This window comes from Agaribacillus sp. DX54 (assembly GCF_056858335.1).
The window spans coordinates 517,213-537,243 of record NZ_JBXEQE010000001.1 but is presented as its reverse complement, the minus strand read 5'-3'; the positions used below and the strand labels follow the sequence as shown (position 1 = coordinate 537,243).

Genomic DNA, 20,031 nt, shown 5'->3' with positions numbered 1-20,031 from the left:
TCAAAGATAAGCCCGATTTGGGGGTCTTTGAATTTTAGCTTATTTTTAAGATTTAATTAATTTTGGAGAAAGGGAATCCGGTGCATTCTGAATAGAATTACCATGAAAAAACATTTGTCAAAGCCTTTTAAAGTCAGTAAAGGTGTAAAAACACTTCAATGCTTAAGTTTATTGCAGTTACTGTTCTTTACACTATTTCCCATCTTTTTGATAGGTTGTCAGCCGAAAGAAAATCCCGGAAAAACTTATTACCTGTCATCCTCAGATGGCAATGACAGTTTTAATGGTTTGTCAGAATCGACACCCTTTAAATCATTCAAAAAATTAGAAAAGCACATTTTTGGGCCCGGTGACAAAATACGCTTCAAAAGAGGGGATCAGTTTGATCCTGTTTTTCTCAAGGAAAACGGTAATGGAACCGCAGAGAAGCCTATCATTTTGGGCGCATATGGTAATCCTGATCTTCCAAAACCCGTGCTGGACTCCAAAGGTGCCGAAAACAAGGCACTATACATCACTAACATGAGTTACTGGACCATTCAGGATTTAAAAATCCAGGGCAGTACCTCTCATCAATTTATGATCAATCCCAAGGACACCTTTTGCGTCGGCATAAAAATTCTCAGGTGTCATGTCAATGGTACAAAAGGAAAAAATGCCATCAGGTTTCACACCAATCCCAAAGGCCCGGAATATTATGGTTGCAGGGACATTGAAATTGCCTACTGCTACATTGAAAACGCCGGACAGGGGCTCAATGACGTATCTGACGGAATCAATGCCCCAAATATTCAATCAAATGCCCATATCCACCATAACGCGTTTTTCAATAATGTTTCTGAGGCCATCGATATTGGGGCCGGTAAAAACCACCTGGTAGAATACAACAAGATCGATGGAAACGGATATATCGACTCAGGAGGGATAAAAACCCATGTACAAACCGGGAATAAAATTCATGATACTGAGAATGTAACCATCAGGTATAATATTATTTATGATTGTATTCAGCATGGAATTCAAATCCAGGATGCCAGAAACATTAAGGTTTACAATAATACGGTTTATCAAAATCATCCGGACAGTAAGGTCGTTCTGCTTTTAGGCACCGCCAATGACAACATGTACAACCCCTCAGATTGGATTGCAGGCAATCAAATCACCAACAACATATTTTTTGGTAACACACACAACCCAAAACAGACAGTCGTCAGATTCCCGGGTAATAAACGCGGCAAACCCAATACAATCTGGAATGATACCATCAATTTTAAAATTCAAAGGAATATTATCTACGGTGGTGATGATCAGCGTTTATTATTGGTCCGGGTGGTTCAGGACTCCTTCATTGACTTTTTTAATACCCCTGCCCAGGGAGGGTTTACGTTTAAAGATTTTTCTAAGCTTCATGAAAATAATAGCATCCTCAACCCAAGGCTCAAAGACCCGGAAGGTCAGGATTTCAGTCTTTTAGCCAATTCACCTGCGATTGATCAGGGGATCAGATACGATGTAAAACAGGACTTCCTGGAAAATCCGATTCTGGGTTATCCCGATTTAGGGGCGATAGAAAGTACTTCTAAGTAGGCTACGGGTCATAGTTTTTTAAAAAAATCTATCAGTTTATCGCCATAGCGCAGATAATTGAAATGTTCATTGCCTAATTTCCACCCGTTTTGGCCAATTAACTTCGCCTTTTCAGGGTCTTTAACAACCATCTCCATTTTTTTCGAATACGCTTTGACATCGTAACTGGCCGCTACATAGGCATTTTTGTCGTCTTCAAAAAAATGAACAATTTCTCCGACATTAGTGGTAATAATGGGGTTAGATGAAGCACTATATTCACCAATTTTATGCGGAAAACGGGCGATGTCCCGGGGTACCGGCCGCAATGGGATCAACAATCCCTTGGCATTGAGGTATAAGTCCACCAGTTCCCGGTACGGTAATTCTTTAAAAGTTTTAATCAAATCCGCCTTTTTGCGATGTGCAATTTCCTGTTGCAATAGTGCCAATCCCTCTTTTGACCCGTTTACTACCAAATAAAGATAATACGGAGTGTCTTCATCGATCCTGTCAAATGCCTCGAGAATAAATTCAATAAGCTCCCTGTTTAAAAGACCGCAAAACAAAAAATAGGGTTCAACCGTTTTTTTTTGATCAGGGTTAAATTTTGAAAAATCACAGAGGGCAGGAATCTTTATACACGGCTTTCGAGGGCTTTTTTCTTTAACCATATTTTCCAAAAACTCACTGATCGGGATTACCCCATCTACCAAACCAAACGCATACCGCTCGAACAAGTAATCATTAAAACCTGTCTTCTTACCTTTTTCCCTGGACAATGCCGAATTAAACTCAGCAAAATTGAGCACAGTTTTGAAACCTAACAGTTTCGACAGTAAAAAATATAACAAAATCGAATCAAATCGCTTGGAAGATATGATGGCAACATCCAGTTGTTTTTTAAATGATAATTTCATCAGAAGTGCAATTTCCCCAATGACTCCATACATCTTTAAAAAATTTCTTTTCAGGAAGCTTTTCGGCCGAAAGGGAGTACCACTTGTATGTACATACCTGATCTGCCCGTAACTCCCTGATTTTTGAATCTCAATGCCTTTTTTTCTTTTATGCACACCATATCTGCAGATGACCAAAACCCGGGCGCCCGCGGCAATTAAACTTTTGCTTACCAGCTTAATCTTTTGTATTTCTGCCAGCCCTACAGGAAATCCAAATCCACCCAAATAAACAATGTGTTCTATGTTGTTATTCATTTCAAAACCGCTTTTTAACATTTCTTGTTTCGTAAAAATATTTCTGCAAGGTTAACGGGGATATCTGTCCGGTTTGTCGATAATCATTTTGTCTTAATCTGGTCGATACTGGCAGGAAAAGCATATCCTTGAATCACAAATAATTTATAATACATAGCCAGGGCGAATAACATCATATAGTAACCATAGAAAGATATAGAAATAAATACTGCCGTGCTGTTAATCAGAAAATAATTCATTATAAAAGCGAAAAACATCGGGTTTCCGGTTTTTTCATAGACCCTATAACTTTTCCTCCAAACCTGTATCCAAAAGATGATGAGTAAGATAATGGCAATGATGCCGCCCCTGAAAAGAATATCGAAGAAGCCAACATGAATACCTATGTAAAACATGCTAAGGTACTCAGGAAAATCCCAGCTACTTACCCCAAAACCAAATATCGGTTTACGGGCAAAGAAGGTTTCAAAAAATATTCTGGATGACTCGGTTCTTCCGGTATAGGTTTCTGCTGAAATCCTGTTTTTGTAAATCGCCGATTGCTCGATTTGCTCAAACAGAAAGAAATAAATAAAAAACAGCACAATGCCTCCGATAATCATGAGGCTCGTGCGACTTTTCGGATACCGGTGATAGAGAAAAAACATACCTGCTATCAGAAACATCAGCCAGCAATACTTGGCGAATATTACAAACACACCAAAAGCCAGCATGCCCGTCAATATCAGGTATTTGGTCTGATACCGGTAAAAATTTTGAAACAGAAAATAGGTTGACAAACAGCCCAGGGCGATCGCCCCCTCATTGGCCCCTAGTCCACGGTAAAGTGAATTGTTCCTGTAAACCCCGGGCATTACTTCGTAATGTGTGATATGGTCAATGGCCTCTTGCGTACCCCCACTATAGAAAAAAGGGTCAATCGTCAGTTGTATAAAGCTCGCTAAAAAAGACCCCACCCCCACAATAGCCAAAACAATCGTAAACTTTTTATAATCCTCCGGTTTAAAATCAATGTTATCAAAATACAACATCAAAAAAATCGGCAATGAAAAATTGATGACTTCAGGCATCACCAGTGTATCCTGTATCAGCCGGTTTATAAAGAGATAAGCGTAGTAGATCAAAAGCCATACCGTCAGAGAGGAAACCTTTAATACAAAATTATTAATCACAAAAAGATAGGGTACAAATAAAGCCATCAAAAGTAAAAAGAGCCTTTCTCCCTCCATAAGAATGGGTCCAAACTGGAATTCAGGAATCAGGCCACCTGCAAAAGGTACCGACAAAAAGAAAATCAATGCGTATTTTCTGGCGAGATTCATAATAAACTAGGATCACATTATTTCCTGATACAAATCCACATGCTTTTGTGCAACGGAGGTCCGGGCATACGCCCTTACAGCTTTTTCTCTGGCATTTTTTGACAAATTCCGGTTTTTTCCGGCTTCCTGCAGCACCCATTCAATACCATGGGCCAGATCATGGTTATCAGAGGCACGGGCAAGATAGCCACATTTTTGATGCTCAATCATATCACTGTTTCCTCCTATGTCAAAAGCTACGACCGGTAACCCACAAGACAAAGATTCCATGATGGTATTACTTAAATTTTCCTGTAGAGATGGCACTATCATCACATCAGCGGCACTGTAAAGCTCTGCCAGGGATCGATCGTCATTTACCCTGCCTATAAAGTTTATTTTTAGCCCAAACTCAGGTAATTCTTTCGACTCAGCCGCTCCGAATATCATTAGTTCGATAGCACTACGATCAATGCCATCTTTATTGGAAAGGATATGCAATGCCTCACGCAGTTGTGCAAACCCTTTTCTGGGGTCACCGGTTGGTTTCAAAGCCCCAAACAGAATTAAGCGCTTGTCCTTGGGAATATGCCATTTTTGCCTCACTTCTTCCCTCGATAAAGGCCTGAACAAATCAGTATCAATGCCATTGGGTATGACATGGACAGGAATATTTTTCAGTAATGAGCTTTCCTTAGCACACTGTCCCAGCCAATGACTGGGGGTAACAACATGCAGTTTGGAAATTTTCCGATAGACCTTTTCCTTGCGCTGAAAGATTTCGGCGCTAAGATCCCAGGGCTCATGAGAATTTAATACAGGGCAGGCTCCACACCGGTTTAAGTACTTATCGCATCCCTGTGTGTAGTGACACCCCCCCGTAAAGGCCCACATATCATGTAAGGTCCAAACAATGGGTTGGCTGACTTTTAGCAAGGACTCCAGTTTTATAAATCCTTTGCTAAACCAGTGTAAATGTATGACATCCGGATTATACCGTCTGACAAAAGATGAAAAACGGTCCGGATGAATGGCCATCGTATAACTCACATCATTTTTGATGTGATAATTTCTTTTTTTGAACCTGACATAACGATTAAATATTTTATCGATGATTTTACCATAAGGCAAACCATAATGGATTACGGCATCATCATTAGAAAATTTTGTCTTTGCCAAAAACCTGGAATCCACGCCAATTGACAGCAAACCTGTATGCAGCCTGTAAGAGGCCCTTGCAGCGCCGGAACCGGCATCAACCGTATTGACAAGCATAACTTTCATAGATTCAAATTTCGTTTTTAGCTTTTTGAAACCCGCATCAGCGCGCTCATTACCTGACTATGTTTTGCGCGAATAACCGGCGCTGCTACTCATATCGCTCTTTTCGAATTAGTGGTTCTTTAACCAAATTGACAGATCTTTATTAATTAAACCCGAGAGTTTCCTGATATTCGATTCATAGGTGTCGGCAAGCTCACTTTTCAACCGTTCGTTCAGGGGAGGAATTTTTTGCCTGGTTAAACCTAATTTAAGTAGTCTGTCCCTTTCTTCTTTACTCTCGAATTTAATGATTCTCAATCTACATAATATTTTGGTAGATTTTCTGAGAAAAAACTGAAGGCTGGGATGAATAACCTTGTAAGACCTGTTATAAACTTTTGAGATATCCGGCAAATACGCCGGGTTTACGCCTAAAAAATCAAGAATTTCTTTCAGTATTTTTGGTGTGTCACGGGTGAACTCCTCAAATAATCCCACATAGACATGCTCTTTGCCAAAAGTTTTTAAATAACGGTTCACCTGATCCAGATACATCCCTGAGTTCAGGTATAGATAGTTATAATAATAATTAGGCTCCCAGAACCCGGACATTTTGTGAATGCGCTTCTTTTCCCTTTTCAATGCTTTGCCGAATGAGGCAGAATATTCATACCCATCCTGAACCATCCAGTTATACATCGAATAGGCTCGGTTTATAGGATTTCTTAACAAAATGATGATCTTCACATCGAGGTTATGACCGGTCATGTATCTGTGGATTTTTTCCGGACAATCGGGACAGGTCAAATAAGCCGTGGAAGCCTCACCGATTCTTTTATGTTCACTTTTTGCCCTTTCAAATACTTTAAAATAGGCTTCTTCATCGATAAACCTTTCAGGGTTGCTAAAGTATCTCGGCTCTTTAAACAATTCATCCTCTGGCATATAAATCTCAGGATGTTCTCTGAGATATTGCCAAAGAGATGACGTGCCGGACTTTGCCGCACCCACAATAAAAAAATTTGGTTTATTACTCATTTCGATAATGTTTATTTATTCCATAGGCCCACCGCCCTGTTTTCAATTATTTTGCGATACTGGATCACCCTTAAAACAATGCTGATTAATATGGAAGTTATAGTAGCCAGAATGACGCCTGTGGCCCCTAACCCGAATTCTTTGGCAAACAGGATAGACAAGGGTACATTGACCAGAATGGAAAAAATGCCGGTCATTAATTGCAGCCTTAATTTGCCAACACCATTGATAAAGTTTACAAATATGAGGTTAAATGACTGTAGAATGGCAAACAGCGCCATCGATAAAGACAGGGAAAAAGGTACGATAATCTCCTCTCCCACCCAAAACTCATAAAAAGTATCTGCCAGTAATAGCATTACCAAAACCGGTATTGTAAAAAGAAACCAAAACCTCAACAGCTTGTTGATGACGTTTTTTATCCATTGGTACTCTTTTTTTTCATAGGCTTCGGTAAAAGAAGACCAAAAAGGACTCATGACAATGGTAAAAACCATTACAAACATCCCAAAGCATTTGTAAGCAATGCTGTAGGGCGTCACAGATTCAGGGCCGAGGATCTGGGTTATGATCATATTATCGGTAGCAAACAGTACAACCGCGGCAATCTGAATAATAAAAAATTGCAGGCCAAAGTTCATCAGGGTTTTGGCTTCTTTAAAATCAACAGATTTAAAATCCGGAACGTAAGCCTTATATTTTGTTCGAAACAAAATGACACTTGCCAACAGAAACACCAATACCGGTGCCGCAGAGATGGTTACGCCTAAAAGCAACAAAGATCCTTCGGTGGTATTGATCAGAATTATGACCACAATAAGCGAGATAAGCTGGCTGGCAAAGTTCATCAGGTTATTGGCGGCAGGCAACTGATCCGCCAAAAGGATGCTGCCGATCAGTTTCAAAACAAATTGCAAACAAAAAAAAGCAAACACATAATAGGCCAGGCTGTTAAGTTCATTCTCCAACGCCGGATCGGCATTGAGTATTGCGGCCCAGTTCAGAAAGGGATGAATGGCATTGAATATAAGAAACAAGACCACCATAATGACCAATATCAAAGCATAAGTGGTGCTTACATAGGTTTTTGCCAAATGATCCTGGTCCCTCGCCATAGATACTGCAAACTTGTTTCTCAGGCCATTGCCCAAACCAATGTCGAAAAACGTAAACCACCCTATGACTGAGCTTAGTGTAAGCCAGATACCATATTTGGTTTCATTGAGATAATTAAGGGTCAGCGGTACGAGGTAAAAACCAATGAGAATGTTCACCCCCCGGATCCCCAGTGATGCTACAATATTTAGTTTTGCCTTTTGACTGCGTTTATGGCCAGTGGTAAAAAATGAAGATATTTTTTTTGTTAAAAATGTAATAGTGTTCATTGGCACCAAATAGCAGTTCGCAAATATTAATTGATTATTCAATCACTGAAGTGCAACAATCAAGGCTTAAGTCACTATGGAATCTTCACTCTTTTTGCCTACCTGACTTTCGGCTTGATGGGGTCTGCTTACGGGGATTGAATAGGACTTGCCAGTTCGCCTGTTTGACTTTCTTTTGGGTTTGTCGGTTGACAGGTAACCATAACCGTAGTTTATTTCCCTGAGTTTAACATCATTCAAAATCATTGTCAGGTGTTTAATTTTCCTGTTCTGATAAAGTTGATTGGCCTCCTGTATTTGTTTTTTAAGTGTGTAATTTTCTCTTACAACGTAGATGATAATATCACTCTTATCCATCAACTCGAGTCCATCTGAAATGACTCCTATGGGTGGTGTGTCTAAGATGATGTATTCGTATTCATACTTGAGTTCATCCAGCATTCTTCCCATCCGCTCACTTAATATCAGTTCCGTAGGATTCGGTGGAATTCCACCGGGAACAATAACGTCTAAATTCGGGTAGAAAGTGGGTTGTATTACTTTCTCTTTACTGGCAATACCGGCCAGATAATCGCTCAAACCACTCCCTTCTTCCACACCAAAGATGGTGTGGTCATTGTATTTTCTCATGTCACAGTTAATGAGGAGCACTTTCTTACCGTAGTTGGAGAAGATGTAAGAAAGGTTGTTTGAGCAGAATGTTTTTCCTTCCCCGGACATAGATGAAGTAACCAAAAGGATTTTTCCATGTTGGTCATCGTTCTCAATGAGGTACCTGAGATTGGACCTGATAGTCCTGAATGACTCCATCAACGGCGATTTTGAAGCTACATTGGCGATGAACGAATCGTTCTTTTTGTTTTTTACCACCAAACCAGACAATGGTAAGCTGGCAAGTTTAAGCAGTTCTTCTTTTGAACTAATCTTATTGTTAAAGACCTGTATCAACAGGATGATAACAGCAGGGATGGTCAGCCCACACACGATTCCCATCGTGTAATTCAGTACCGGGCTGGGTTTGACAGGTAAAGTTCCTTTGATAATCGGGCTGTCTACAATGATATAGTCTTTGCTATTAGAAGCCTTGGCGATCCCTGCTTCTGCCCTTTTTTGCATTAAAAACAAATAGAGATCTTCACTTAAATCATAATTTCTTTGAATATTAATAAGTTCTCTTTCAGCAGTAGGAAGGTTTCTTACATAATATTTTAACCCGCCTATTGAAGTGTTTATAGAGTTTACTTTGAGTTCATTCTTCTGCTTTAATCCTCTGATACTTTCTAAGATGGTGGTTTTCAGGGCTCTGAGTCTTTCCTGGTTTTGACGGATTAGAGGATTGTTCAACTTTTTGTTCGGATCAATGACATTCAGATTAAGGATGATATCGGAATATTCTTTGGTGGCCTCATTGAGGGTGGGGTCTTCGATACCCAGGGAAGAAGGGTTGACCAACTGATCGGTGGTGTTTAACGAAACAGACTCTTCCAAATCGTTCAGGTAAGTCATTTCAAGCTCCACTAAAGACTTCTCTTTTTCCAGGTCGCGAATATCGTTGTACAACGCACTTCCATCAGTATTGATATCTGTAGACCTGTTGCTTTTTTTGAAAGTTTCCAGTCGTTCTTCTACTACATTGAGCGAATCACTCATATAAAGAATCTGGTTGTCAATGAACTGAATGGTTTTGCTGGCCCTTTCGTTTTTCTGAGAAAGTTCATTTTCAATATAATTCAGAATTAACCGGTTCAGAAAGTCAATCAACTTAGCAGGTGTAGGGCCTTCGATAGATATAGACAATATGGAGGAATTTTCACCGACCGGTCCGATTCGTAAGGCCCTTCTATAAATCTTTTTCAGCCGCTCGTAGGGCTGAACAGTAAACAAAACGTTATCAATCTTCTTCTTTCCCTTGCCCGATGTAAAAAATACCCTAAACCTGAAGCCCTGAATATCTACTAATTCCCCGGTCCTGAACTGCTTGTTTTGTACCAGGGCATTTATTCTTTCCACTTTTTCGTCTTTCTGAAAAAGAGAGGTTTTTTTTTCGGCTGCCTCCACGGTAAAAATGGAATCAGAATTCCGGTTTATTCTCAAATGAAGTCCCCATAAGTTTTTAACCGATGAAGTATCGATTTCAACCCTGACAGGGCTTTTCTTATATAATTCAATGTTATGAATATCTCCTTCCTCGAAATATGAAATGTTCAGTTCCAAATCCCTCAAGGTTTTTTCTATCAGGTTGTATGACCGGAATAATATCGATTCATTCTCCAGGTTAGTAACGTTTCTGCCAAAAAATTCCTCCCCGTAAAGTAAATCCGAAACCGAGTTGGTCACCTCTTTGGGAGCTTTAATTAAAAGAGAAGATTCAACAATATAGACCGGGGTCGTGTAACGGTTTAAACTGGCCGCTATGGCAATACCCACTATCAACGAGGCTATCAGCCAGGGCCAATGCCTGATAATTTTCAGAAATACCTTCTTAAAGTCCAGATGTTTTTCCAGGTTATCTTCCTGAACAGTAGGATTATTGTTGTAATCTCTTGCTTTCAATTTGTTTAAAAATTGCTGATAAGAAGTGTTTAATGATATTTTAGATGTTGTTTGCTTAAAAATAATGATTCACCCGCTGAGAGATGGATACCAGTTAGCCAGGAATACCCGGCCCACCCTCTTTTCATGCTCTAAAATATTAAATTAACCTGTAAAAGAATAAATTATTTTAATATAATTTGGAATTATTTCAAGAAATAATTCCATAAAGCCTGCTGAGGTCAACCCTATCCGATATGCTTGTACATCATATTGCCAACCATTTTTAGCATCCATAGCGGCATTTTGCTAAAATACTTCTTGTTGTTTTTGTAAATTCCCATATAACCCGTTTTAGTTTTTTTTTCGAGACTAATGTTATAATAATTAATTACATCGACATTTGTACCCCAACCTTTTTTAAACTGGCACAAGCCTTCGTTATCCATTCCGGTACGACCGAAACAAAACGTTTTCCAGGTCGAACCGGCGTAATGTTTAATGGCGTCATGTATTAGCAGGTTATTAGGACGGTATTGGTGATATTGATAATCCTGCGCCATATATTTCAATAATACCTGATCTCCGAATTGAAATGCCATTCCCATGGATATTGTTTTATCGGCAAGCTTGGCCACAAAGATATTTCCTAACCCCTCGGAAATTACATACTCATAAATCTTCTGATAAAAATGCAACGGCGCCGGAGGAACCCCATTTTTCTTTTTGTTTTTGCAGTTTAGCTGATAAAACTTTGTGATCGCCTCCCTTGTATTTTCTATCTTAATCCGAATATTATTTTTAACAGCCTTTTTAATATTCATGCGATTTTGACGTCGAAATGTTTTCACTACTTCCTCAAAAGGCTTTTTCAGATCGATCTGGTGAACATAATAGGAATCTGATACAAACTCATTTCCACCGGGATAGTTCAGTCCTCTGAATTCAATAGATTTCCATCCGCTTTTTTTTCCAAAATCAGCGATATCCGATAATACGGTCTGTACATCGACTTTGTCCGGAAACAAGGCGAAGCAATAATCCGAGAACGGTAAGGAAACCCCCCGTTTCCCGGTAATAAAACTGTCTATTTCCATAACCGGAACAACCCCCACAATTTGATCATGATCAAAAATTCCAAAATATCTTGCCCTGTATTTGTAGGATTGGGATAATACTTCACACCAATTCGCCGTGTGAAATATACTGCCTCCCAATTCATGAATGATGTTATCCCAGTTTTCAGTTTTTGCAGGGTGCAAAATCTTTACTTCATGGTTCATGGTTCAATCTGAAATTTAATACTTACAGGTGAGGTACTTATTTCATAGTACTATAAAATTCATATAATTTGTCGGCAACAATATCATGCCCCCTTTCCACAAAATGAACGTCGTGCTTGAAATAATCGCTGGCTTGTAAACTTTGGCTTAAATCCAGGCAGGCAATTGTTTCCCGTTCACAGATATTCATAATGAAATCCACATTTTTTCCATCCTTTTTGAGTAGATCCTCCCTAAAAGGGATAACGACTACCCCGAATTGCGCGCCGCTCGTGACGACTTCTTCATTGAACCGAAGTATGAGCTTGCGGGTAATATCATATTTGTAATCAGACGAACCGCCGGACTCAGCCTTGTCAGAGGTAGTGATTTTAACATTCATTTTTGACTCTATCAGGTTTTTGAGAAAGAAAACCGCATGAGAGTGTTCATATAACCATCTTTTAAAGGTCAGATATTGCACTTTCATCCAACCCGTATTATTCTCAGGAAATACAAGTTCACCCTCCTTATCCAGGTAGGCAAAGGATTTTCTCAGGTTATCGGTATAATCATTGCCTGTATAAAATAGTAGCCAAACAAATTGGGGGTCTACCAAATCTTTGTACTTTCTGAATGCCAGCAACTCCTGAGCGGTAGAATATCCCTGTGAACCGATGGCAATAACCCTGGCGTCAGGATCGTCCTTTTGCTGCAAGGCTTTTTCAAATTGCTCATGAAAGATCCGATTGTAATCCATTTCCAGGCTTTCCAGAAATGAGTCCCCGAGTAGGGCGATTCTTAAGCCCCCGGCATTCGACGCTTCAACATCATCATCCCTGAATCCCAGATTATTATACCGGTAAGACGACGCTATGGTATCCTTGGTCCGGATGTAGACTCCTTCTCCAAAGGGTTTACCTCTCCAGCCCAGCTCGTGGTCATAGGTAGCCAGTCTTTTGGTTTCCTGTACCACAAAAAGCCTAACCATAACTTCTCCCAGGAACAGGGCAAAAACCGTCGATATCGAGAGTAAAATAAAATTTGATTTAAGGGTAGTTAATTTCATCATCGATAAAATCATTATAGAACATCCGGCATCTTAAAAACAGGAGCATTCTTTCCGCCAATCCATGTTCCTTTAAAAATTTTTTCAAATGAAAATAAAATCCTGTTTCAGAACAATCAGGTCATAGCAATGATCCAAATTTTAACACGGATTCCGGCTTCATATTATAGTTCAAGGTAACTAGGTCAATATTATGTCAGACAAGGTATTGAAAATTTCAAAATTAACCTATAAATAGTACAAAAAAATATAAAAATTTTACTTTAAACTGACAAAACCTGCTCTTTCCAAAACCTTGAAAGGGTTTTAGGTAAGGCATTCCAAAACTGCCCGGAATAACGGCTGTTAAGATACATCAACAATTCCTCATACATAGCGGAAGGGAATTCTTCAAGGCCTGGTTTCTTATTATCGAAAGCCACATAATCAGGATGAACATTGACCAAAACCATACCACCTTTGGACACAATCCAGTCGACTTTTTTCTTCCAGATGTCAATGGTTTTCTCCCTCATCAAAACATAGGGCGTAAAATCCTGGGCAATCGTATAAGGCAATTCAACATAGCCACTGCCGTTTTTTGCCACCCAAAAAGGGTAAATTGTTGCTACGCCATCAGATTGTGGTTCAAAAGGGTCGGTATCAAAGGTGGAAAGATCATACGCAATATCCAGGTCATGTATCCAATCCAGGTTATGGTGCATTGCAGGTGCCCTGAAGCCAACAACCTGCCATTCCTTGATATAAGCATTGATTTTTTTGGCCCTTTCCAGAAAAGTCTTCCTGGATTGAAAAAGTTTACCGTCGTGATTTAATCCATGCACCCCAACCTCAAATCCATTGGCTTGCAGGTGATTTCTCAAAGCCGGCGACACCTTATACCTTTCAGGAACGAAGTTAAAGGAAGAAACAAAACCGTGTTTTTGTTCCAAAGCCATCAGGGATTTACAGCGGTCATGCCCTCTTTGCAATTCAACATCGTGGGTCAGTACCACTGCGAATTTTTTGCCATCCGGCCATCCGGAAAAACCTTCGGGCCGGGCACCGGCCTTTTCCAAAATCGGCCAGACATCTGCATATTTTGACAGTTTACGGTAAATCAACTTCCTTCTTAACCAGAGTTGTAACCCTCTTGGAATCAGGGGTTTCAAGGTGTAAAAAACAACATTGATAAATTTGGATTTGCCCATTAAATGTAAATTACGTGCCATTGGAAAATGATTTTTCTAAAAACTACTTATGATAGGCAGAATGACCACTGATGGCGGCTGCAATGAGCTTTTCCTGAACGGATCGGGCCCTGGCGTAAAATAGATCTACCCCTGAATAACGCCATTCAAACAAATCCTCCTTATCCAAAATCTTCCTTACCATGGGATGCAATTTTCGTCGATAGGCTGATTTATCCGGGTAAAGCAAGGAATAGGAGAAGCTTTCGTCCCCACCACATTGCAGGGTAACAGGAATTTGGATAGAATCAAATTTTGTTGGATACCTGTCTTCTTCAATTAAGACGTCTTCTGCTGAGTGGGTTTGCGTCATGCAATGAAAATATCTCACCCCCACACCCAGGATTAAGGTATTACCATGTGACATTTTATCAAAAGGGCTCCCCTTTCCACAGCCAGTGAGGCACAATTCATGATCAGCAGTTAGGTAATCGGCTTTTGGGCCATAGGCAGTAATTCGGTGCGTAGGATGCCGGCTCACCTTAACACCGGGATAATTCCGGAAGATTTCAGTAAGTACCCCCATTTGAGAAGGCATTTTGTCCACGTAAAAAGTGGGTTTATCGGTAAAGTATTGCCTGATATTGTAATTGTAAGCCCTTCCTCCAAAAAAGAAAGCCGGCATAACCAAAGTTTTTTCAGGCCCGCAAATTGACAACAACAACTCAAGCAACTCCCTGGGACTGCCTTTGTACATGGGCAGCATCGTGTTATAAGAGCTATGCACCATCAAAATGTCGAATTCAGCAGGCAATTTTTTTTCCAATGCTCGTTTTAAATCCTGTGATGAAAAATTACCATAGCGCTTTTCCTTCAAAGGGCGTAATTTTTTTTCCAGGTCATACTTGACCATTTTTAGTTTGTTGCGGGTTTTTTGGTCAAATACATTTCTTAGCAGGTAATAAAACTTCGCTTTCATCTCATTGGACTGTTTCCTGTTTTAACGATTTCAGGTCGAAATCTTCAAATTTAGCAAAACTATATTTGTCTCCACCAGCGGCTATAAAATCAAGAAATGACTCAAGGCTTTTTTCATTGATTTTTGTGTAAAGTTTGGAATGCCCTATCGATACCACCGGCAGTTTTTTTCCGAGATGGCCATACTCCCTGTTTATTCGCTTTAATCCTTTTATTAACTGGGTACCGGTACATTGGTTAAAATCAAGCTTCCAGGCGTGTTTATCCTTAAAAAAGGAGACTAATCCGGCAAGTTTAGATGCTTTTTGGCCACTCATGGGGGGTTCATCTTCCAGATCCCGGTGTTTTGCATGTTTGTGTTGACTCGCCTGAAACACACGAAAAACCCGGTTGGGCGTTAAAAATGCCCATACATTTTTCAGTTCCGAATAAATTGGTATTTCGACCAAAGCCCCATCGGGGTCTCTTTTGCATACATCCTCCATATCGACAGGCCAGGGCACGAGATCACTGTAAGAATCGGTGTAATCAAATTTCACCCGGTCATTTCGCTTTCCGTATTTAAATACCGAAGTGTCAATTTTAATATGCTGTTCTATCAAAGCCCTGACGATGTTTTCAGAGGGGCTCATCGACCAGTTGGCTGCTCTGAAGGTATGACACCGGTAATTGGGATCTACACGGGTCAGCAAGGACTCCAGATAAGCCTTGCAGGTCCCGATCATTTCCAAAACACGGGAATAAGGCAAATCGGCCAGGCTATATTCGTCCCAATGTTGTTGCCATGCGCCGTTTACCAGCCTGGATTTAAAATAAGATGAATGGATATGCAGTTGCACATCATGACCTGTAGCAACCGCCCGTTTCAGTTGCTCTTCGATTTTAAGATAATCAAAAGTGTCTTTTCCTGTGGTTTCAAAATGTTCCTTGAATTTAAGTATTTCAGCTACATCGGCCATAATTGTCAGTTTGGCGCCATACCTGTCAAATTGTTCCAGCATCCGGTCGGTAGGTGACACCATCAGTTGCCCGGGTGCTCCCTCACCATTGCCGTGTATTTCGTAATCTAAAGTAAACAGAACTCCAAACATGTGCTTAAAATTAATATTCGCTTTTATGCTTCAACAAGGTTTATCACTTCCTCGACAATCTTTTGCAAAGCCGGGCTTTGGCCTTTTAGGGTATCTGCTTTTTTTTCGCTTTTTTTCAACATCACCTTATGCTGTATATCTTCTTCTGACCTGATTAAAAAGAGGCGGCCGGAAGTTTCAAGATAATGGTCCACAGCGCCAATTTTTCCACCAAAAATACTATAGGCAGGTACGCCAAGGGCCGCAGATTCCCTGATCATAGTACCACCTCCGCTGATCACCAAATCGGAGTGCCAAACGAGGTTCAGGCCATCTAATACTTTACCGGGAATAATGATTTTTCCACTTCCAAGATATTTCCTGTACTTTTTTTCAATATCAGCCTGCTGTTCCGTCGTTCTTGGTAAAATGATCAGTTTGGTATGCTCATTGGCCAAAACATGCTCCATAGTCATTTGAAATAGCCGGTCGCTCAATTCGGTATGGTAGTGGGCGGCGGTAGCAGGGGGCCTTACAGAAACTACGATATGGTTTTCATGGATATTCAGATAAGATAGTATCGAAGGGTCGGGTTGCAGGTTTTGTTTGTAAACATCCTCCTTGATTCCAGGGAACCTCGCTACTTTTTTAAAATATTTTTTAGTGAAGGATTCAGGCATCACCTCCGGTACAATACCCAGTGTAGGTACTAACAATGGGAATTCGGCGGAATGCTCGTAATCAGTCGCTACCACACATTTCATTCCTGCCAAACTTGCGAATAAAAACTGGGACCTCGAGCCATGTGACAACGCCAGGTCCGGTCTTTCTCTGATAAAAACCGGTAACATTTGCATTGCTCTGAAAAGTACACCTAAAGTTTTCAAAAGCTTATTTTTCCCAAAATGCTTGCCTAATGGCCGGTAGTCAAACTGGAAATAATCCGCTAAGCCAATAGCCTGGGCGTAGTCCCTCACAGTAATTAACACCTCATAATTCTTTTTTTGAAGTTCCTGAATAATCGGATTAAAAAACGGGATATGAGGAGAGTTATCGAGGTCTATCCAGATTTTTTTTGTTTTTTTTGCCATAGAAAAAATCATATATGCAATAGCATCATGTCACCGAGTCCCTCATCAGTGCCGGCTTGTCAACTTTGCCGGTCGAGGTTTTAGGTAAGCTCTGCCGGAACTCCACGATTTCCGGCACCATATACTTTGGAATTTTCTCGGAGCAATACATGCGCACATCAGTTGCTTCCAGGAAATGACCTGCTTTTAAGGTAATCACGGCCTTTATCCGGTTGGTGATCAAATCGTCGGGTATGGCGATTACCGCAACTTCACTCACCGAGGGATGCGTGTAAAGTGCTGCTTCGATCTCCCCGATTTCTATCCTGTAGCCGCGGCTTTTGATCATATGATCCACACGGCCAATGTAAACATAATCCCCATCTTCATTCAGTGCGACAAGGTCTCCGGTTTTGTATATTTTCTCATCAAAATTTTTCTGAAAGGTATTGGGAACAAACACTTTGCCGGTCCGGTCCTCAGCCCCCCAATAACCCCGGGCCACACAGGTGCCCCTGGCCAGTAGTTCTCCTTCTTCACCTGCTTCCGTGACAATTTTTCCCTCTTTTGTCACGGCAAATACCTCCATGTTTTCACAGCATTTTCCGATAGGAATCGGTTTGGTTTGATCGGGCGGAATCGGGGGAACACGGTAATAGGTGATTACATTGGTCTCAGTAGGGCCATACAGGTTAATGTATTGTTTGCCCGGTATTAGGGTCATCAATTGACGGAGATATTTAACGGGAAATACTTCACCGGCAAAGATGATCATGCGTAAACTTAAAAAATCTTTTCGATCCGGTTGTCCGTGCAATACCATCATTGATAAGATAGAAGGCACAGAGTACCAGACAGATATGTGGTTATCCTGTATCCATGTTGACAACCTTATTGGAAACATGGACAAAGTTTCCGGCACAGGACATAATGTACCTCCCACTTTCATACAACAAAAAATGTCCAATATGGAAAGGTCGAAATGCAGGGGGGCGTGGTTGGAAAAAATGTCATTTTCATCCACCTTCAGGTAGTCTACAACCCAGTTGACAAAAGTAAATGCGTTCAAATGCGAAATCATTACTCCCTTTGGGGTACCTGTAGAACCGGAAGTGTAAAGAATGTAAGCAAGGTCAGATGAAATATTTCTGATTTCAGGTACACCTGCATAGCGGGCCGCCAGCACCTCCTCCCACAATATTGGCTTTTTATCAATACCTTCTGCAACCTCATGCCTGTTGTCTGTAACTATGATTGTCTCTACTGCTGTTTTTGAAAGGATATCAGGGAGTGCCTTTGATTTTGCCGAGGAGGTGAGTAAACATTTTATCTGGCAGTTATCGATGATGTAAGAGATTCTGGCAGCCGGTGCAACAGGGTCGAGGGGCACGTATACTGCATTGGCCTTTAAAATGGAAAATATGCAAATAATGGACTCAACGGATTTGTTGAGAAAAATGCCGACACGGTCGCCCCGGTCAACGCCATTTTGGGTCATAAAACTTGCCAATCTGTTGGTCTTGTCGTGCAGTTCAGCATAGGTAATCTTATCATCACCAAAAATTACAGCATCTTTTTCCGGATACTTTTCCGCACTGGTTATCAGTAATTGTTGCAGTACATAACTCATGGCAAAACTTAAAATTTAATTAAATATCAAACAATTTATCTGATAAGTTTTTAACCTTTCGAAGGCGCCTGCTAAGCGATATGCCTGTAAGCCAGCTTACCGGTCAGCCTTAATAACAAATCCGGCATATGTCGAAAAATGGTATTGTAAAAACTTCCTACCTTTGCACTGTCTTTAACATATCTACCTGCTTTCATACTATATTTATAGTAGTTGACTTCATGCTCTTGTGGACGCCAGCCGAGCTTAAAGTTGCGTAATCCCTGATTATCGATATCCGTTCGACCCAGATTCAATGCTTTAAATCCAAGTTCATGAGCCTTTGAGATGCCCTGCCAAAGCATGGCATAACTGGGTCTTTTTAATTGATAGCTGAAATCAGAAGCGCCGTATTTATAAATTATCTCATCTCCAAAGTGCAGGAATACACCGCTGGCTACCGCCCGGCCTTCGAAACTGGTGTTTACAATAAATCCAAGATCTTTTTGGATAATCACCTCATGCAGCTTTTTAAAAAACGCTACAGGTTGGGGAGGTAAACCATGACGCCTCCTGGTAAGACAGTTTAGTCTGTAAAAAGCTTCAACTGCCTCTTTACGCTTCGATACTTCATTTTTAATTTGCTCTTTCACCGATTTTTTGATGCCTCTTTTGGTATTACTACGCAATGCCTTAAACGATTCTTCCAGGTTGGTTACCAATGGTAGCTTATGCTCATAAAAAACCGAAGAAGGCTTTATACCGGTGTCAAAAAATTGACTTCCTCCTCTCACTTCATAGTATTTCCAATCATTGCTTTTGGCATAATTCCTCACGGCTTCCAGCAAGGATTGAAATGCACTTCCATCCTGTACCAACGGTTCGCAAGTATCTGAAAAAGGCAATGACACACCTCTTCTTCCGGTAATGAAACTGTCCACCTCAAGTATTGGGATCACACCTTTAATTTCACCGGCTTCATACAAGGTGAAATAAACGGGCTTGTAACCATATACGCCACTTAATACCTCCGCCCAATTTGAAGAGTGGAAGATAGAATGTCCTTTCAACCTCAGCACCTGTTCATTCCACCCCTTGATAACCCTGGGGTCGACTACTTTAACTATACGCATACGATTACCATACTGCCCGACAGATCAGATTCCCTTTTTATTAAAACCCAGAGTACCTAAGCCATTTTCTTTTCAACCAGGGATGCGATGGCATCAATGGAGGAGAAGTTTTCCGGTACTAACTCCATGTCATCTATTTGCACGGAATGATTGTCCTCCAGAAAACCAATAAGTTTCATCATGCCCAATGAATCGATCACCCCTGACTCAATTAACTGATCACTATCGGATAACTCACGATGATCTTTGTTGTTAACAAGCTCCGATTTGATGTAATTCCTGATTGACTCTTTAATCTCCATGTGCTCCTACTAAAATATTATGCTATAAATTATTTAATGATTTCCACCAAAAGTTAAATTACTTATT

Annotated in this window: 16 protein-coding genes; 1 reads left to right on the top strand and 15 read right to left on the bottom strand. The window is 40.5% G+C overall.

Annotated elements, in window-relative coordinates; genetic code table 11:
• Window positions 1-102: 102 nt before the first annotated feature.
• A complete protein-coding gene (locus AC04NP_RS02175) occupies window positions 103-1,587 on the top strand; it encodes a right-handed parallel beta-helix repeat-containing protein (RefSeq protein WP_482857658.1) in 1,485 nt (494 codons plus the stop codon).
• A gap of 8 nt (window positions 1,588-1,595) precedes the next feature.
• Here AC04NP_RS02175 and AC04NP_RS02170 read toward each other — a convergent pair whose 3' ends face one another.
• From AC04NP_RS02170 to AC04NP_RS02100, 15 genes are all read right to left on the bottom strand, one after another.
• The gene (locus tag AC04NP_RS02170) at window positions 1,596-2,783 is read right to left on the bottom strand and encodes a glycosyltransferase (RefSeq protein ID WP_482857657.1); all 1,188 of its coding nucleotides are present in this window, start codon (window positions 2,781-2,783) and stop codon (window positions 1,596-1,598) included.
• 83 nt (window positions 2,784-2,866) lie between these two features.
• Window positions 2,867-4,105, bottom strand: a complete 1,239-nt coding sequence (locus tag AC04NP_RS02165; protein WP_482857655.1) for an O-antigen ligase family protein — start codon at window positions 4,103-4,105, stop codon at window positions 2,867-2,869.
• A gap of 12 nt (window positions 4,106-4,117) precedes the next feature.
• Window positions 4,118-5,368, bottom strand: coding sequence for a glycosyltransferase family 4 protein (locus AC04NP_RS02160; RefSeq protein ID WP_482857654.1), 1,251 nt, complete (start codon window positions 5,366-5,368; stop codon window positions 4,118-4,120).
• A gap of 108 nt (window positions 5,369-5,476) precedes the next feature.
• Window positions 5,477-6,385: a sulfotransferase family protein gene (locus tag AC04NP_RS02155; protein WP_482857653.1), complete on the bottom strand. Its 909-nt coding sequence runs from the start codon at window positions 6,383-6,385 to the stop codon at window positions 5,477-5,479.
• An 11-nt stretch (window positions 6,386-6,396) separates the two neighbouring features.
• Window positions 6,397-7,770, bottom strand: a complete 1,374-nt coding sequence (locus AC04NP_RS02150; protein WP_482857652.1) for a lipopolysaccharide biosynthesis protein — start codon at window positions 7,768-7,770, stop codon at window positions 6,397-6,399.
• 66 nt (window positions 7,771-7,836) lie between these two features.
• The gene (locus AC04NP_RS02145) at window positions 7,837-10,323 is read right to left on the bottom strand and encodes a GumC family protein (RefSeq protein WP_482857651.1); all 2,487 of its coding nucleotides are present in this window, start codon (window positions 10,321-10,323) and stop codon (window positions 7,837-7,839) included.
• A 227-nt stretch (window positions 10,324-10,550) separates the two neighbouring features.
• A complete protein-coding gene (locus tag AC04NP_RS02140) occupies window positions 10,551-11,585 on the bottom strand; it encodes a GNAT family N-acetyltransferase (protein ID WP_482857650.1) in 1,035 nt (344 codons plus the stop codon).
• Between the two features lie 37 nt (window positions 11,586-11,622).
• The gene (locus tag AC04NP_RS02135) at window positions 11,623-12,636 is read right to left on the bottom strand and encodes an SGNH/GDSL hydrolase family protein (protein ID WP_482857649.1); all 1,014 of its coding nucleotides are present in this window, start codon (window positions 12,634-12,636) and stop codon (window positions 11,623-11,625) included.
• A gap of 260 nt (window positions 12,637-12,896) precedes the next feature.
• A complete protein-coding gene (locus AC04NP_RS02130) occupies window positions 12,897-13,844 on the bottom strand; it encodes a polysaccharide deacetylase family protein (protein WP_482857648.1) in 948 nt (315 codons plus the stop codon).
• A gap of 22 nt (window positions 13,845-13,866) precedes the next feature.
• Complete coding sequence (locus AC04NP_RS02125; RefSeq protein WP_482857647.1) at window positions 13,867-14,781, bottom strand: AAC(3) family N-acetyltransferase; 915 nt, start codon at window positions 14,779-14,781, stop codon at window positions 13,867-13,869.
• Window position 14,782: 1 nt separating this feature from the next.
• On the bottom strand, window positions 14,783-15,871 hold the full coding sequence (locus AC04NP_RS02120; RefSeq protein WP_482857646.1) for a polysaccharide deacetylase family protein: 1,089 nt from the start codon (window positions 15,869-15,871) through the stop codon (window positions 14,783-14,785).
• Window positions 15,872-15,894: 23 nt separating this feature from the next.
• Window positions 15,895-16,941, bottom strand: coding sequence for a DUF354 domain-containing protein (locus AC04NP_RS02115; RefSeq protein WP_482857645.1), 1,047 nt, complete (start codon window positions 16,939-16,941; stop codon window positions 15,895-15,897).
• A gap of 25 nt (window positions 16,942-16,966) precedes the next feature.
• Complete coding sequence (locus tag AC04NP_RS02110) at window positions 16,967-18,550, bottom strand: amino acid adenylation domain-containing protein (RefSeq protein ID WP_482857644.1); 1,584 nt, start codon at window positions 18,548-18,550, stop codon at window positions 16,967-16,969.
• Window positions 18,551-18,621: 71 nt separating this feature from the next.
• Window positions 18,622-19,662: a lipid II:glycine glycyltransferase FemX gene (locus AC04NP_RS02105; RefSeq protein ID WP_482857643.1), complete on the bottom strand. Its 1,041-nt coding sequence runs from the start codon at window positions 19,660-19,662 to the stop codon at window positions 18,622-18,624.
• Between the two features lie 56 nt (window positions 19,663-19,718).
• Window positions 19,719-19,964, bottom strand: coding sequence for an acyl carrier protein (locus tag AC04NP_RS02100; RefSeq protein ID WP_482857642.1), 246 nt, complete (start codon window positions 19,962-19,964; stop codon window positions 19,719-19,721).
• Window positions 19,965-20,031: the final 67 nt, after the last annotated feature.

Excerpts from the sequence above, each read along its gene's own strand:
- AC04NP_RS02175 (WP_482857658.1), top strand. The coding sequence starts at position 103 with ATGAAAAAACATTTGTCAAAGCCTTTTAAAGTCAGTAAAGGTGTAAAA.
- AC04NP_RS02170 (WP_482857657.1), bottom strand. The coding sequence starts at position 2,783 with ATGAATAACAACATAGAACACATTGTTTATTTGGGTGGATTTGGATTT.
- AC04NP_RS02165 (WP_482857655.1), bottom strand. The coding sequence starts at position 4,105 with ATGAATCTCGCCAGAAAATACGCATTGATTTTCTTTTTGTCGGTACCT.
- AC04NP_RS02160 (WP_482857654.1), bottom strand. The coding sequence starts at position 5,368 with ATGAAAGTTATGCTTGTCAATACGGTTGATGCCGGTTCCGGCGCTGCA.
- AC04NP_RS02155 (WP_482857653.1), bottom strand. The coding sequence starts at position 6,385 with ATGAGTAATAAACCAAATTTTTTTATTGTGGGTGCGGCAAAGTCCGGC.
- AC04NP_RS02150 (WP_482857652.1), bottom strand. The coding sequence starts at position 7,770 with ATGAACACTATTACATTTTTAACAAAAAAAATATCTTCATTTTTTACC.
- AC04NP_RS02140 (WP_482857650.1), bottom strand. The coding sequence starts at position 11,585 with ATGAACCATGAAGTAAAGATTTTGCACCCTGCAAAAACTGAAAACTGG.
- AC04NP_RS02135 (WP_482857649.1), bottom strand. The coding sequence starts at position 12,636 with ATGATGAAATTAACTACCCTTAAATCAAATTTTATTTTACTCTCGATA.
- AC04NP_RS02130 (WP_482857648.1), bottom strand. The coding sequence starts at position 13,844 with ATGGCACGTAATTTACATTTAATGGGCAAATCCAAATTTATCAATGTT.
- AC04NP_RS02125 (WP_482857647.1), bottom strand. The coding sequence starts at position 14,781 with ATGAAAGCGAAGTTTTATTACCTGCTAAGAAATGTATTTGACCAAAAA.
- AC04NP_RS02120 (WP_482857646.1), bottom strand. The coding sequence starts at position 15,871 with ATGTTTGGAGTTCTGTTTACTTTAGATTACGAAATACACGGCAATGGT.
- AC04NP_RS02115 (WP_482857645.1), bottom strand. The coding sequence starts at position 16,941 with ATGGCAAAAAAAACAAAAAAAATCTGGATAGACCTCGATAACTCTCCT.
- AC04NP_RS02110 (WP_482857644.1), bottom strand. The coding sequence starts at position 18,550 with ATGAGTTATGTACTGCAACAATTACTGATAACCAGTGCGGAAAAGTAT.
- AC04NP_RS02105 (WP_482857643.1), bottom strand. The coding sequence starts at position 19,662 with ATGCGTATAGTTAAAGTAGTCGACCCCAGGGTTATCAAGGGGTGGAAT.
- AC04NP_RS02100 (WP_482857642.1), bottom strand. The coding sequence starts at position 19,964 with ATGGAGATTAAAGAGTCAATCAGGAATTACATCAAATCGGAGCTTGTT.